Consider the following 13,462-nt stretch of genomic DNA (forward strand, 5'->3'; position numbering starts at 1 on the left):
GTTGCCGTGGCAGGGGCTTTTTCATTGTGCCGATAAATCAGGCCTTGTCGCGCGCCAACAACGGCTTCAAGTAGTAGCCCGTATGTGACTGCGGCATTTCGGAAACCTGCTCCGGTGTGCCCACTGCAATGATCTGGCCACCCTTGGAGCCGCCTTCCGGCCCCAGGTCTACCAGCCAGTCGGCTGTCTTGATCACGTCGAGGTTGTGTTCGATTACCACAACGGTATTGCCGTGGTCGCGTAGACGGTGCAACACATCGAGCAGTTGTTGGATATCCGCGAAGTGCAGACCCGTGGTCGGCTCATCGAGGATATACAGGGTTTTGCCCGTATCGCGCTTGGACAGCTCGCGAGACAACTTCACCCGCTGCGCTTCACCGCCGGACAAGGTAGTCGCCGATTGCCCCAGCTTGATGTACGACAGGCCCACATCCATCAGCGTCTGAAGCTTGCGCGCCAATGCCGGAACCGCGTCAAAGAACTCCCGCGCCTCCTCGATCGTCATCTCCAGGGTTTCATGAATGCTCTTGCCCTTGTACTTGATCTCCAGGGTTTCGCGGTTATAGCGCTTGCTCTTGCACACGTCGCACGGCACATAGATGTCCGGCAGGAAGTGCATTTCGACCTTGATCAAGCCATCGCCCTGGCACGCTTCACAGCGCCCGCCCTTGACGTTGAACGAGAATCGGCCAGGCCCGTAGCCGCGTGAGCGGGATTCCGGGACGCCCGCAAACAGCTCGCGAATGGGCGTGAACAACCCGGTGTAGGTCGCTGGGTTGGAGCGCGGCGTGCGGCCAATCGGGCTTTGGTCGATATCGACCACCTTGTCCAGGTGCTCAAGGCCCTTGATGCTGTCGTGCGCGGCCGCTTCCAGGGTGGTCGCGCCGTTCAGGGCGGTGGCACTCAAGGGGAACAGCGTATTGTTGATCAGGGTCGATTTACCCGAGCCGGAAACACCAGTCACGCAGGTCAGCAGGCCCAGCGGAATCTCCAGGTCGACGTTGCGCAGGTTATTACCCCGTGCGCCTTTGAGGTGCAGCGCCAGCTTCTTGTTGCGCGGTGTACGCTTGGCCGGAACCTCGATCTTCACGCGGCCGGACAGGTACTTGCCGGTCAACGAGTCCGGGTGGTCCATGACTTCGGCAGGCGTGCCCTCGGCGACAATATGCCCACCGTGCACACCTGCGCCCGGGCCAATGTCGACGACGTAGTCCGCCAGGCGGATTGCATCTTCATCGTGCTCGACCACAATCACCGTGTTGCCGATATCGCGCAGGTGTTTCAACGTGCCCAGCAGGCGATCGTTGTCGCGCTGGTGCAAGCCGATCGACGGCTCATCGAGGATGTACAGCACGCCCACCAGGCCGGCACCAATCTGGCTGGCCAGGCGAATCCGCTGGGCTTCACCGCCAGACAAGGTATCGGCACTACGGTCCAGCGAGAGGTAGTCCAGGCCAACGTTGACCAGGAACTGCAAGCGTTCGCGAATTTCCTTGAGGATCTTGTCGGCAATTTCCCCACGACGCCCCGTCAGCTTAAGCACACCAAAGTACTCACAGGCGTCACCGATCGGCAGGCTGGTCACCGCCGGCAAGGTCTTCTCACCGACCCACACATGCCGCGCCTCACGACGCAGGCGAGTACCCCGGCAATCCGGGCAGGGTTGAGTGCTGAGGAATTTCGCCAGTTCTTCGCGCACGCTGGCCGACTCGGTCTCGCGATAACGACGCTCCAGGTTCGGCACGATGCCTTCGAACGGGTGAGAGCGTTTGACGATATCGCCGCGGTCATTCAGGTATTTGAAGTCGACGTTCTGTGAGCCACTGCCATGGAGGATGACTTTCTGCTGCTCCGCCGATAGCTGGTTGAACGGCACTTCCAGGCTGAATTTATAATGCGACGCCAGCGACCCCAGCATCTGGAAGTAATAGACGTTACGCCTGTCCCAGCCGCGTATCGCCCCTTCCGCCAAGGTCAGTTCGCCGTTGACCAGGCGCTTGATATCGAAGAATTGCTTCACCCCCAGGCCATCACAGGTCGGGCAGGCGCCAGCGGGGTTGTTGAAGGAGAACAGCTTGGGTTCCAGTTCGCTGATGGCATGGCCACAGATCGGGCAGGCGAAGCGCGCAGAAAAGATGATCTCTTCGCCCGGCTCGTCGTCCATTGGCGCCACCAGGGCAATGCCATCCGCCAACTTCAATGCGGTCTCGAACGATTCCGCCAGGCGCTGTTGCAGATCCGCGCGCACCTTGAAGCGGTCGACCACTACATCAATGGAGTGCTTCTTCTGCTTATCGAGCTTCGGCGCCTCGTCCAGTTCATAAAGCTTGCCGTTGATGCGCGCACGCACGAAACCCTGGGCACGCAGTTCCTCGAAGACGGAAAGGTGTTCACCCTTGCGCTCACGAATCACCGGCGCCAGCAGCATCAGCTTTGCGCCTTCCGGCTGGGCCAATACCAGGTCGACCATCTGGCTGACAGTCTGGGCTTCCAGGGGAATATCGTGGTCCGGGCAACGCGGGATGCCCACCCGTGCGTAAAGCAAACGCAGGTAGTCGTAGATTTCGGTGATGGTGCCCACGGTGGAGCGCGGGTTGTGGGAGGTCGACTTCTGCTCGATGGAAATCGCCGGCGACAGGCCTTCAATGGTGTCGACGTCGGGTTTTTCCATCATGGACAGGAACTGCCGGGCATACGCCGAAAGCGATTCCACATAACGCCGCTGGCCTTCGGCATACAGCGTGTCGAACGCCAGGGACGATTTGCCGGACCCGGACAAGCCGGTGATGACGATCAGTTTGTCCCGCGGCAGGGTCAGGTCGATGTTCTTCAGGTTGTGGGTTCTAGCCCCACGAATCAGGATCTTGTCCAAGATGGCCTCGCACGGCGGGCGTAAATTATGCAGGAGTATACGGCTAAAGACTGGATGAATATACACTGTCAAAGTGCCGGGTGCAGTCTTACATGAAAGCTGCGCGGCAAAGCGCCGCATATACCCTCTCAATCGATGGGACTGGTAGAATCGCCGCCGGTTCACACGAGGTTTTTCCATGCACGATCCCCACAGCGAACGCATGAGTAGCGGCGAGACCCGAGCGGCAAGCGGTCTGGCCCTAGTGTTCGCCTTCCGTATGCTTGGCATGTTTATGGTGTTGCCGGTGCTGGCGACCTATGGAATGGATCTCGCAGGAGCGACCCCGGCCTTGATCGGCCTGGCAATTGGCGCCTATGGCTTGACCCAGGCGATTTTCCAGATTCCATTCGGGATCATTTCCGACCGCATTGGCCGCCGCCCGGTGATCTACCTCGGGCTGATCGTATTCGCCCTCGGCAGTGTGCTCGCGGCCCAGTCCGATTCCATCTGGGGCGTGATCGCCGGACGCATCCTGCAAGGCGCCGGAGCCATTTCCGCTGCCGTCATGGCCTTGCTCTCGGACCTGACCCGCGAACAACATCGCACCAAGGCCATGGCCATGATTGGCATGACCATCGGCCTGTCGTTTGCGGTGGCCATGGTGGTCGGCCCGCTGCTGACCCGCGCGTTCGGCCTGCACGGGTTGTTCCTCGCCACCGGCGGCATGGCGTTGTTCGGGATCGTGATCGTGGCGTTCATGGTGCCGCGGTCCACCGGCACGTTGCAGCACCGTGAATCGGGTGTCGCACGCAAGGCGCTGTTGCCGACGCTCAAGCATCCGGACCTGCTGCGCCTCGATTTAGGTATCTTCGTATTACACGCCATGCTGATGTGCAGCTTCGTCGCGCTGCCCCTGGCCCTGGTCGAAAAAGCCGGCCTGCCCAAGGAGCAGCACTGGTGGGTCTACCTCACCGCGCTGTTGATTTCGTTCTTCGCCATGATCCCGTTCATCATCTACGGCGAGAAGAAACGCAAAATGAAACGAGTTTTACTCGGCGCCGTCACGACCCTGATGCTCACTGAGCTATTCTTCTGGGAGTTCGGCGACAGCCTGCGGGCGCTGGTGATCGGTACGGTGGTGTTCTTCACCGCGTTCAACCTGCTGGAAGCCTCGTTGCCTTCGCTGATCAGTAAAGTTTCACCGGCCGGCGGCAAGGGCACGGCGATGGGGGTGTATTCCACCAGCCAATTCCTTGGCTCTGCGCTGGGCGGCATCATGGGTGGCTGGATGTTCCAGCATGGCGGTTTGTCGGTTGTGTTCCTGGGATGCGCAGGTCTGGCTGCCCTCTGGCTGGCCTTTGCTGTTACCATGCGCGAACCTCCCTATGTGACGAGCCTGCGTTTGCCGTTATCGCCAGAAGCGATCCGCGAAGCCGGTCTGGTTGAGCGCCTCAAGGCCGTCACTGGGGTTACCGATGCCGTGGTTGTTGCTGAAGAAGCCGCCATCTACATCAAATTGGACACCGAATTATTGGATCGCGCGACGCTCGAGCAACTGGTCAACCCAGTGCCGACAGCGCGCCCAGCCTAGGAGAACGTTATGGCCCGTGGGGTTAACAAAGTCATATTGGTCGGTACATGCGGCCAGGATCCCGAAGTTCGCTACTTGCCTAACGGTAATGCCGTGACCAACCTGAGTCTGGCGACCAGCGAACAGTGGACCGACAAGCAGACCGGCCAGAAGGTCGAGAAAACCGAATGGCACCGTGTGTCGATGTTCGGCAAGGTGGCAGAGATCGCCGGTGAGTACCTGCGCAAAGGTTCGCAGGTCTACATCGAAGGCAAACTGCAAACCCGCGAGTGGGAAAAAGACGGCATCAAGCGTTACACCACCGAAATCGTGGTCGACATGCAAGGCACCATGCAACTGCTGGGCGGCCGTCCACAGGGCGACCAACAGGGCCAAGGCGGCATGTCCAACTCGGCGCCGCGCCCACAGCAGTCGCGTCCGCAGCCAAGCCAGCAGCCACAGCGTGAGTCGCGCCCGGCGCCACAACAGGCCGCACCGCAGCCGGCTCCGGATTTCGACAGCTTTGATGACGATATCCCGTTCTAAGGTCTGAAGACCCCAAGCACACAAAACCCCCGATGGCTAAACCCCCCCGGGGGTTTTTTATTGCCGCTGATCACGCCTCCGTCGACGCCGCTGTCACCACCATCTCCTTGAACCGGCGCAAGACCGCCGAACCGTCACCGATCCGCGTTGCCAAGTGCAACGGCGCCACCAGGCTCTGGCACTCCGTCAACTCCCGATAGACGATGCCGTCGCCCCGCAGTCGCTGCATCGACGCCGGTACAATCGACACTCCGAGTCCCGCCGCCACCAGGCTCAAGGTCGCGGTCATGCGCGGTGCTTCCTGGACCACCTGCGGGCTGAACCCCGCTTCACGGCAGGCCACCAGGATCGCGTCATACAACCCCAACCCCACGCGACGGCGATACAGCACGAAGGACTCGGTCGCCAATGCCGCCAACGGCAGGGGCGAGGCTGGATCGATTGCCAAGGGGTGGTCCGTCGGCAGCGCCAGCAGCATAGGCTCTACCAGAATCGGCTCGTCCTGCAGCGACTGCGTCCCGCTGAGCGGCGAGCGGATAAACGCCGCGTCGAGTTTCTCGTGCACCAACGCATCCAGTAGTTCGCCGGTGCCCGCTTCCTCCAGCACCACCGAGACGCCGACAAAGGTTTCGCGAAACAGCCGCAATACACTGGGTACAAACGGGTGCAGGGCGGCCGAACTGGTAAATCCGATCGCCAGGCGGCCACGTTCACCTCGCGCGGCACGGCGCACGACGTCGGCCAGCCCCTCTGCCTGGGCCAGTATTTCCCGCGCCTCATCCAACAAGGCCAGGCCGGCAGTGGTGGGGCGCACGCCACGCGGCAAGCGCTCCATCAAGCTCACCCCCAGCTGGGCTTCAAGGCTTTGCAGCATCCGCGTCAAGGGTGGCTGTTGCATGCCCAGGCGTTCGGCGGCGCGGGTGATATAGCCTTCTTCAGCGATAGCGACGAAGGCTTTGAGCTGGCGCAGTTCCAACATTGGGATACTTTCCAGGTATGGGAGGGCTTCAATCCTGGCATTTGTTCTCATGGCTCACAAGATTTAGGCTGTGGCCAACCTCAAAAAGAAGGAAAGCCGCGATGACCTGGTCAGCCAAGCAATACACGATGTTCGAACAACAGCGCACACGTCCGGTGCGCGATCTCGTCGCGGCTATTCCCAATACCCAAGTGCACAATGCCGTCGACCTGGGTTGTGGCCCTGGCAACTCCACTGAAGTGTTGACCGAGCGCTACCCGCAGGCTCGCATTACCGGTATGGACAACTCCGAAGACATGCTGGCGGACGCCCGTCAACGGCTGCCCGCGCTGAACTTCGAACGGGCGGATATCGGTGATTGGAAACCTGCGCAAACCTTCGATGTGATTTTGGCTAACGCGTCCCTGCAATGGCTGCCCGACCACGCCACGCTTTACCCGCATCTGGTCCGGCAACTGACGCCCGGTGGCACGCTGGCGGTGCAAACACCGGACAACCTCGATGAACCCGCCCACCGGCTTGCCCGCGAAGTGGCGGCAGATGGCCCGTGGTCCGCCAAGATCGGCGCGGTCAAACACAATGAACGCCACACCGCGAGCTACTACTACGAATTGCTGAGCAAACATTGCAGCACAGTGGATGTATGGCGCACCACCTACCAGCACCCATTGGCGGATCACGCCGCAGTGGTGGAATGGTTCAAGGGCTCTGCCCTCAGGCCGTTCCTCGCGCCTTTGAGCGAGGATGAAAGGGCTGACTTCCTCCAGCAATACACGGCGCGGATTACCCAGGCTTACCCAGCCCTGGGCGATGGCACCGTGCTGCTGCCGTTTCCGCGCCTGTTCATTATCGCAACCCGCTGACGCAACCACGCCAAGTGGTGGTCACACCGCCGCCGCTTGCGCCTCCAGGTACTCATCCGCCGACATCACGGCGGCATAACCAAATGCCAGCGACGCCATGTAGGCCCCATGCACCTGCGCCGCTGGAATCAGTTGGCCGTTGAACTCCAGGTCCCGTGTCGCACAGGCGTCATGAATCACTGTGACCTTGTACCCCAGGTCTGCGGCAGCCCGTACCACGCCGTCGATGCACATATGGCTCATGCTGCCGACCACCACCAGTTCGGTGATGCTGCGCTGTTCCAGCAGGGTGCGCAGGTCAGTCTGGCGAAAGGCGTTCACAAAGTGTTTGAGTACCACCGGCTCGTTGCCCTCATTCAGCACTTTGCTGTGCAGGTGGGCACCCTCGGAGCCCGGCGTGAAGAACGGAGCGTCGTCGGAGGTGAACTCATGACGTACATGGATCACCGCATCGCCTTTCTGGCGAAACGCCTGCAGTACCTGTGCGGCCTTGTCCGCCGCAGTCTCCACGCCGTCAAGCGGCCACTTACCCTGGGGGAAATAGTCATTCTGGATATCGATCAGGATGAGTGCTTGCTTGACCATGTGTGTTGCCTCGCGATGGATGATGGGCTGCGCAGAATCGTGCAGAACGCCACCACCTTAAAGCGGCGTCGTGCAGAATAAAACAGGCTAACTGCCATCGCTTTCTTTGCAACTGCTTGATTTCACAAACGTCCTTTTTCAGCGCGCCTTGGCGTGATCCCTGCAACCTTATCCCCACATACATGGCGGGATGGCCAAGGGGGACGCATGACCCCGATTCAACGCAAGAGGCTGGTAGTCGCTCACTCCACACGCGGGGGTGCGCCGTTGCACGAGGTGGAAACCAACCGTGCCCTGGCACGCTGGCTGGCGCAGATTCTGGGGCTCAGATTCGGTGGCAGCTACGACCCCGAGTTGCATGCCGGACGAGCCTTGTACCTTTTACCCACACAAACCCTGGTGGGCCAGGCCCAGGCACGCGCACTCAATGTCCATGGCCCGGAAGACCTGTGGGGCGGCTACGTCGATCACGATTTCATCTGCACCAAAGCCATCAGTCATGGTGTGCTCAGCCCGCAAGCCAAGACCCCCGAAGGTTGGTCAACGCTGTTCTGCGAGCGTGTGCGAACCGTCGTATTGGACGGCTTGAGCGTTTTTGCCCAGGAAGACGCACGACCTGCGGCCACTCGTCTGCTCTACAGCGGGCCCATTCGCATGAAACCCGTGCATGCCTGCGCGGGGCGTGGCCAGGAAGTTATCCACAGCGTGGATGAACTTGACGCGGTGCTGGCACGGCCCGACGCCGCGCAACGTTTCAGTGAAGGCATGGTGCTGGAGCAGGACCTGCACGATGTGGTCACCCACAGCGTGGGGCAGAGTTTTATCGCCGGTCACGTGTTGAGCTACTGCGGCGAGCAATACCTGACCACAGACGGGCAGGGCGAAGACGTCTACGGCGGCTCCAACCTGCTGGTGGTACCGGGAGGCTACGACGACCTGTTGCAGCTCGAACTGTCCGATGACGTGCGCGAAGCCATCATACAAGCCAGGGTTTTCGACACGGCGGCCGATGAAGCGTACCCCGGTTTTTATGCTTCACGGCGCAACTACGACATCGCCCAGGGCCTGGACAACGACGGCCAGCGTCGCAGTGGCGTGCTTGAACAATCCTGGCGCATGGGCGGGGCCAGCAGTGCGGAAGTCGCCGCCCTGCAAACGTTTATCAACGATCCCGGCCTGCGTGCGATCCGTGTGTCCTCAGTGGAAACCTACGAGGACCAACCGCTGCCCGCCGACGCCATCGAGGTGTATCGCGGCCCGGCGCAAAACAGCGAATTTCTTCTCAAGTACGTGACGGTTAAAACTTATGACGGCTAGAAGCGAAAGCATTGCGATCGACATTGACGACGAACAGATGAGCGCTACGTTCCTGAGCCCCAAGTCCAAAGTACCCGGGGTATTGTTTGTGCACGGCTGGGGCGGTAGCCAGGAGCGCGACCTTGAACGCGCCAAAGGCATTGCCGGCCTGGGGTGCGTGTGCCTGACCTTCGACCTGCGCGGCCACGCCGGTAGTGGCATTCCATTGGCGCGAGTGACTCGTGAAGACAACCTGCGCGACCTGCTGGCGGCCTACGATCGGTTACTGGCGCACCCGGCAATCGATACCTCGGCCGTGGCCGTGGTGGGCACCAGCTACGGCGGCTACCTCGCGGCGATACTCACCTCGTTGCGCCCCGTGCGCTGGCTGGCGTTGCGCGTGCCTGCGCTGTACCGCGACCAGGAATGGCTCAAGCCCAAACGCGATCTGGATAAGGCCGACCTGATGGATTACCGCAGTACGCTGGTTCACGCCGAGACCAATCGCGCCTTGCACGCGTGTTCCGTGTTTACCGGGGATGTACTGATTGTCGAATCGGAAACCGATGACCATGTGCCCCACGCGACGATCATGAGCTACCGGGCGGCGTGCCAGCACACGCATTCCCTGACGCATCGCATCATCGATGGGGCCGACCATTCCCTCAGCGATCCGGTGTCCCAGCAGGCCTACACCTCAATCCTGGTGGACTGGGTCACCGAGATGGTGGTGGGCGAACGGTTGAGTATCATCCAGGCCCGGTAGAGCGTTCATGCGGGTGTCTTCTTGACCCTGAGCGCCTTGGCCTTGGCTTCCACGCCGAGGTACATCATCAGCGCGATCAACAGCGGCACAATAAAGTAGATGGCCCGATAGGCGATCAACCCCGCCAGCAAGCTGCCCCGTGACGCCTCATGCTGCATCAGCGCAATGAACACCGCTTCCAGTACGCCCAGCCCGGCCGGTATATGGGTGAGCACCCCGGCAATCGCGCTGATCAGCAGCACGCCCAGCACCAGTGGGTAGTCCAGTTTGGCCGGTAGCAGGGTGAAGATCACTGCGGCCATCAGCGACCAGTTCAGCGCCCCCAACATCAACTGCAAGCACGCCATGCGCAGGGACGGCAGGTTGATTTCCATGCCGCGAATCGTCCAGGCGCGTTTTTTCGAATACCGGCAGGCCAGCAGATACCCAAGGCTGACCAGCACCAACACAGCACCAATGCCTTGCAGCGCAGCGCTGCTGACTTTCCAGCCGGGCGGCATGCTGACCAGCCCGCTGCTGAAAATCACCCCGGCTATCGCCATGTAGCCGAACCAGTTGGTCGCCAGGCTGAGGCCGAGAATCTTGGCGATATTGGCGGTGCTGACCCCCAGCCGCGAATACAGCCGGTAACGCATGGCGATACCGCCAACCCAGGCGCTCAGGTTGAGGTTGAACGCGTAGCTGATGATGCCCACCGGCAAAATCTGCTTCCACACCAGGGGCTGGCGAATATAGGTGCGGCCGATCAGGTCGAAGCTGGCGTACACCAAAAAACTGCACAGCGTCAGCGCGCTGGCGATCACCAGTGTGCGCACCTTGAAATCGCCAAGGGTCTGGATCACTTCGCTCCAATCGATACGCCGTGCGAGCAAGGTGAACAGCACGATCAGCAACAGGAAGAAGGCGATGGTCAGCGGTTTTTTCCAGCGCTTGAACCGCGAACCTTGGGCATCAGATGTCATGGTGCTGGACCTCAAAAGGTTCGAGTCGAGGCTTGTGCTTCGGCAACCGGCCTGCCAGCGCCGGGAAATGCCGCATCACATGAAACACCAGGAACCCGACGGTCAAACGCCATAGCCACAGGCGCTGCTTGCGGTTTTCCGGCAGGGTGCGGCAATGGTTGTTGGCCAGGTTTTCCAGGCGCTCATACAGATGCTGATTGAATGCACGATCGCGGATCAGCACATTGGCTTCCAGGTTCAACGCCAGGCTCAACGGGTCCAGATTGCTTGAACCCACGGTGCTCCAGTCGTCATCCACCAGCGCCACCTTGCCGTGCAGCGGGCGCTCGCAGTACTCGTGAATCACCACGCCGTCCTTGAGCAGATAACCATAGAGCGTGCGCGCCGCCAGTTTGGCCAACAACACGTCAGGCTGGCCCTGCATGATCAGTTGCACGTGCACGCCCCGGCGCGCGGCATTGCGGATTTCGCGCAACAGGCGATAGCCGGGGAAAAAGTAGGCGTTGGCGATCACCACGCGTTGTTGTGCCTGGCTCAAGGCGTGGATGTAGGCTTCTTCGATGTCATCGCGGTGCTGCACGTTATCGCGGTAAATCAGGCGCACCTGGCCATCGCCGTTTTCGGTGTTCCATAGCGACGGCCTCTGCTGGCGCCGCCGCCAGCCGCGGCGCGTGCGTACCTGGCGGCCACTTTGCGCAAGCGCGAAATGATGCAGGTCCGCCACCGCCGGCCCGATAATGCGCAGCGCATAATCCTGCTTGGCCTCGGGGCCATAATCACCCAAGTGATCGGCAGAGAAATTGATGCCGCCGATGAACGCGACTTCGGCATCCACCACCACAATCTTGCGGTGCAGGCGACGAAACCAATTGGTGCGAATGCCCAGCGTCTTGGCCGCCGGGTCGAACATCTGCACCACCACTCCGGCTTCGGCCAGTTCCCCCAGAAACGCCGGGCTCAGCTCGCCGCAACCAAACCCATCCAGGCTGGCCACGACCTTCACTCCGCGTTTCGCGGCCTCGATCAGCACGGCCTTGAGCTCATGGCCGACCTTGTCTTCGAAGAGGATGAAGGTCTCCAGCAGGATCTCCCGTCGGGCGTTACGCAAGGCATCGAAGACCCGTGGAAAGTACGCCTCGCCGTTCTCCAGCAACTCGACCTGGTTACCGCTCTGCCAGCCGTAATCCAGGTCGCGGGCCTTGGCTTCGTCTGGCGGCTGGTCAGTGGAAATATGCTCTACGGCAACGGTCATAGTTCGATCTCCACCGACAGCGGTACATGGTCCGACAGATGGGACCACGGCCGTGTCGTCAGTACCCTGGGGTTATGCACCTTCAAATTGCGCACGTAAATTCGGTCCAATGCCAGCAAAGGCAGGCGTGCAGGAAATGTGCGCGCCGGCTTGCCCAGGGCTTGCACGAAGACTTCCTGAAGGCCGCTCTGGCTCAGGTCGGCCTTCTGGCGCCAGTCGTTGAAATCGCCGGCCACCACCAACGGCGCCGTGGCGGGAATCTCGCTGATGCGCTGCTCCAGCAAGCGCAATTGCTGCTGGCGATGCACCTCACGCAAACCTAAATGAATGCAGATCGCGTGCACTTCCTGCCCGGTGCCCGGCAAGCGCAGCACGCAATGCAGCAGGCCACGGTTTTCATGCCCGCTTTGCGAGATATCGAGGTTGTCGTAGCGCACGATCTGGAATTTCGACAACAGCGCGTTGCCGTGATCGCCATGGGGGTAGACCGCATTGCGCCCGTAAGCGAACTGCGGCCAGATGCTGTCGGCGAGGAACTCGTACTGCGGCATATTCGGCCAGTCGCTGTAGCGCTGGGGGTGGCGTTCGTGCGTGCCGTGGATCTCCTGCAGGAACACCATATCGGCGCCGACGCTGCGCACCGCTTCACGCAGCTCGGGCAGGATGAAGCGTCGATTCAGCGCGGTGAAGCCCTTGTGGATATTCACCGTCAGCACCGTGAAATGCGTGATAGCCGTGGTGGGTGGGGTAGGGACCAGCTCCACTTGGGTCATGGCAACACCCCCGGCTCCGGCAATGTGCCGGGCGTTGTCGCCAGGTGTTTGTCCAGCCCGAAACGCTGCAGCAATTGGCGTGCATCAAAGGGCGCACGCACCTTGATGTCATTGTCGAAATAGCAGAAGACCTCGCGCTGTTTAAGGGCGCGGGGCTTGCGTTGCGGGGCGACCAGATGCGCATCCGCCGGTTGCTTGCCCTGCGCCCAGCACTCGATACGATCGCCCCAACGCTTGAGGGCTTCGTCGCTGTAGCCGCTGGCGTACAGCTTTTTGTCGCCGTGCAAGCGCAGGTAAAGGAAATTGGCGGTGACGTCTTCGAGATAGGGCCACTTGCCGGCGGTGTCTGCGACCACCAGTGCCACGCCGTGTGTTGCCAGCATCTGCACGAATTCCGGTACCGCAAAGCTTTTATGGCGAATCTCCACGGCATGGCGCAACGCTCGCTTGCCATGGGGTTGCATGCTTGCCTTGCCATTCAGGCGCGGCTCATGCTGGCGGGCGAGGGCGGCGGCTTGTTGGGTATTGGTGGGTAATTCGGCCAGGAAGGCTTCGAACAGTGGCGGGTCGAACTGGAAGCTGGGCGGGAACTGCCAGAGGATCGGCCCAAGCTTTTCTTTCAGCTCCAGTACACCTGAGGCGAAGAAATTGGCCATCGCCTTGTGCACCTCGCGCAGGCGCAGGATATGCGTGATATAGCGCGGCGCCTTGACGCTGAACTGGAAGTCTTCAGGCGTCTGCGCATACCACTCGGCGTAGCGCTTGGGAGTTTGCAGCGCGTAGAACGAGCCGTTGATTTCGATGCTGTTGACGGCGCGTGACGCAAACTGCAACTCACGTTTCTGGGTCAGCCCCTCGGGGTAGAAATCCCCGCGCCAAGGCTTGTAGCGCCAGCCGGAAATGCCGATGTGTATCGCCGCCATGGTTGCTCCCGTGAATGATGGGTCGGTTGACCGCTGTTCAGGGATGACTGAGAGACTCGGCGGAAAGTTTCCCCGTTCCTACAGACGGCACAT

General features: G+C 60.9%; 12 protein-coding genes. 5 read left to right on the plus strand and 7 right to left on the minus strand.

Annotated elements, in window-relative coordinates; all coding sequences use genetic code 11:
• Positions 1 to 37: 37 nt before the first annotated feature.
• The gene (gene uvrA, locus ACQRBT_RS26815; RefSeq protein WP_244385000.1) at positions 38 to 2,872 is read right to left on the minus strand and encodes an excinuclease ABC subunit UvrA; all 2,835 of its coding nucleotides are present in this window, start codon (positions 2,870 to 2,872) and stop codon (positions 38 to 40) included.
• Between the two features lie 178 nt (positions 2,873 to 3,050).
• On the opposite strand from uvrA, the gene ACQRBT_RS26820 reads away from it, so the two are divergent.
• Positions 3,051 to 4,445, plus strand: a complete 1,395-nt coding sequence (locus ACQRBT_RS26820) for an MFS transporter (RefSeq protein ID WP_060755282.1) — start codon at positions 3,051 to 3,053, stop codon at positions 4,443 to 4,445.
• A 9-nt stretch (positions 4,446 to 4,454) separates the two neighbouring features.
• Positions 4,455 to 4,970, plus strand: a complete 516-nt coding sequence (locus ACQRBT_RS26825; RefSeq protein ID WP_003232445.1) for a single-stranded DNA-binding protein — start codon at positions 4,455 to 4,457, stop codon at positions 4,968 to 4,970.
• Positions 4,971 to 5,040: 70 nt separating this feature from the next.
• On the opposite strand, the gene ACQRBT_RS26830 is transcribed toward ACQRBT_RS26825, so the two are convergent.
• Positions 5,041 to 5,949, minus strand: a complete 909-nt coding sequence (locus tag ACQRBT_RS26830; protein ID WP_174554018.1) for a LysR family transcriptional regulator — start codon at positions 5,947 to 5,949, stop codon at positions 5,041 to 5,043.
• 101 nt (positions 5,950 to 6,050) lie between these two features.
• Between ACQRBT_RS26830 and tam the strand changes: the two genes are divergently transcribed.
• Positions 6,051 to 6,812 carry a trans-aconitate 2-methyltransferase gene (tam, locus tag ACQRBT_RS26835; RefSeq protein ID WP_412047445.1) on the plus strand — a complete coding sequence of 254 codons (762 nt, stop codon included), beginning with the start codon at positions 6,051 to 6,053 and terminating at the stop codon, positions 6,810 to 6,812.
• A 21-nt stretch (positions 6,813 to 6,833) separates the two neighbouring features.
• On the opposite strand, the gene ACQRBT_RS26840 is transcribed toward tam, so the two are convergent.
• Complete coding sequence (locus tag ACQRBT_RS26840; protein WP_412047444.1) at positions 6,834 to 7,397, minus strand: cysteine hydrolase family protein; 564 nt, start codon at positions 7,395 to 7,397, stop codon at positions 6,834 to 6,836.
• Between the two features lie 207 nt (positions 7,398 to 7,604).
• Here ACQRBT_RS26840 and ACQRBT_RS26845 point away from each other — a divergent pair, with 207 nt between their 5' ends.
• Together ACQRBT_RS26845 and ACQRBT_RS26850 are read left to right on the plus strand one after the other, a co-directional pair.
• Positions 7,605 to 8,714 (plus strand): DUF3182 family protein, encoded by a 1,110-nt coding sequence (locus ACQRBT_RS26845; RefSeq protein WP_412047443.1) that lies wholly within the window; start codon positions 7,605 to 7,607, stop codon positions 8,712 to 8,714.
• Positions 8,704 to 9,459, plus strand: a complete 756-nt coding sequence (locus ACQRBT_RS26850) for an alpha/beta hydrolase family protein (protein WP_060755277.1) — start codon at positions 8,704 to 8,706, stop codon at positions 9,457 to 9,459. Before ACQRBT_RS26845 ends, ACQRBT_RS26850 begins: the two co-directional genes overlap by 11 nt.
• A gap of 5 nt (positions 9,460 to 9,464) precedes the next feature.
• Here ACQRBT_RS26850 and ACQRBT_RS26855 read toward each other — a convergent pair whose 3' ends face one another.
• The 4 genes from ACQRBT_RS26855 to ACQRBT_RS26870 are packed head-to-tail and all read right to left on the minus strand — an operon-like array spanning position 9,465 to position 13,369.
• Positions 9,465 to 10,421 (minus strand): lysylphosphatidylglycerol synthase domain-containing protein, encoded by a 957-nt coding sequence (locus ACQRBT_RS26855; RefSeq protein WP_060755276.1) that lies wholly within the window; start codon positions 10,419 to 10,421, stop codon positions 9,465 to 9,467.
• Positions 10,411 to 11,673: a cardiolipin synthase ClsB gene (gene clsB, locus ACQRBT_RS26860; protein ID WP_412047442.1), complete on the minus strand. Its 1,263-nt coding sequence runs from the start codon at positions 11,671 to 11,673 to the stop codon at positions 10,411 to 10,413. The genes ACQRBT_RS26855 and clsB overlap by 11 nt, the downstream gene beginning before the upstream one ends.
• Positions 11,670 to 12,446: an endonuclease/exonuclease/phosphatase family protein gene (locus tag ACQRBT_RS26865; RefSeq protein WP_412047441.1), complete on the minus strand. Its 777-nt coding sequence runs from the start codon at positions 12,444 to 12,446 to the stop codon at positions 11,670 to 11,672. The genes clsB and ACQRBT_RS26865 overlap by 4 nt, the downstream gene beginning before the upstream one ends.
• Positions 12,443 to 13,369, minus strand: coding sequence for a DUF72 domain-containing protein (locus ACQRBT_RS26870; RefSeq protein WP_412047440.1), 927 nt, complete (start codon positions 13,367 to 13,369; stop codon positions 12,443 to 12,445). The genes ACQRBT_RS26865 and ACQRBT_RS26870 overlap by 4 nt, the downstream gene beginning before the upstream one ends.
• Between the last annotated feature and the right edge of the window lie 93 nt (positions 13,370 to 13,462).

The sequence above is a fragment of the Pseudomonas sp. R19M genome (assembly GCF_050312585.1).
Lineage (GTDB): Bacteria > Pseudomonadota > Gammaproteobacteria > Pseudomonadales > Pseudomonadaceae > Aquipseudomonas > Aquipseudomonas palleroniana.

Bases quoted from the DNA above. Each gene is read 5' to 3' on its own strand.
- ACQRBT_RS26820 (WP_060755282.1), top strand. From the start codon at position 3,051: ATGCACGATCCCCACAGCGAACGCATGAGTAGCGGCGAGACCCGAGCG.
- ACQRBT_RS26870 (WP_412047440.1), bottom strand. From the start codon at position 13,369: ATGGCGGCGATACACATCGGCATTTCCGGCTGGCGCTACAAGCCTTGG.
- ACQRBT_RS26845 (WP_412047443.1), top strand. From the start codon at position 7,605: ATGACCCCGATTCAACGCAAGAGGCTGGTAGTCGCTCACTCCACACGC.
- ACQRBT_RS26840 (WP_412047444.1), bottom strand. From the start codon at position 7,397: ATGGTCAAGCAAGCACTCATCCTGATCGATATCCAGAATGACTATTTC.
- ACQRBT_RS26825 (WP_003232445.1), top strand. From the start codon at position 4,455: ATGGCCCGTGGGGTTAACAAAGTCATATTGGTCGGTACATGCGGCCAG.
- ACQRBT_RS26850 (WP_060755277.1), top strand. From the start codon at position 8,704: ATGACGGCTAGAAGCGAAAGCATTGCGATCGACATTGACGACGAACAG.
- clsB (WP_412047442.1), bottom strand. From the start codon at position 11,673: ATGACCGTTGCCGTAGAGCATATTTCCACTGACCAGCCGCCAGACGAA.
- ACQRBT_RS26865 (WP_412047441.1), bottom strand. From the start codon at position 12,446: ATGACCCAAGTGGAGCTGGTCCCTACCCCACCCACCACGGCTATCACG.
- ACQRBT_RS26830 (WP_174554018.1), bottom strand. From the start codon at position 5,949: ATGTTGGAACTGCGCCAGCTCAAAGCCTTCGTCGCTATCGCTGAAGAA.
- ACQRBT_RS26855 (WP_060755276.1), bottom strand. From the start codon at position 10,421: ATGACATCTGATGCCCAAGGTTCGCGGTTCAAGCGCTGGAAAAAACCG.
- tam (WP_412047445.1), top strand. From the start codon at position 6,051: ATGACCTGGTCAGCCAAGCAATACACGATGTTCGAACAACAGCGCACA.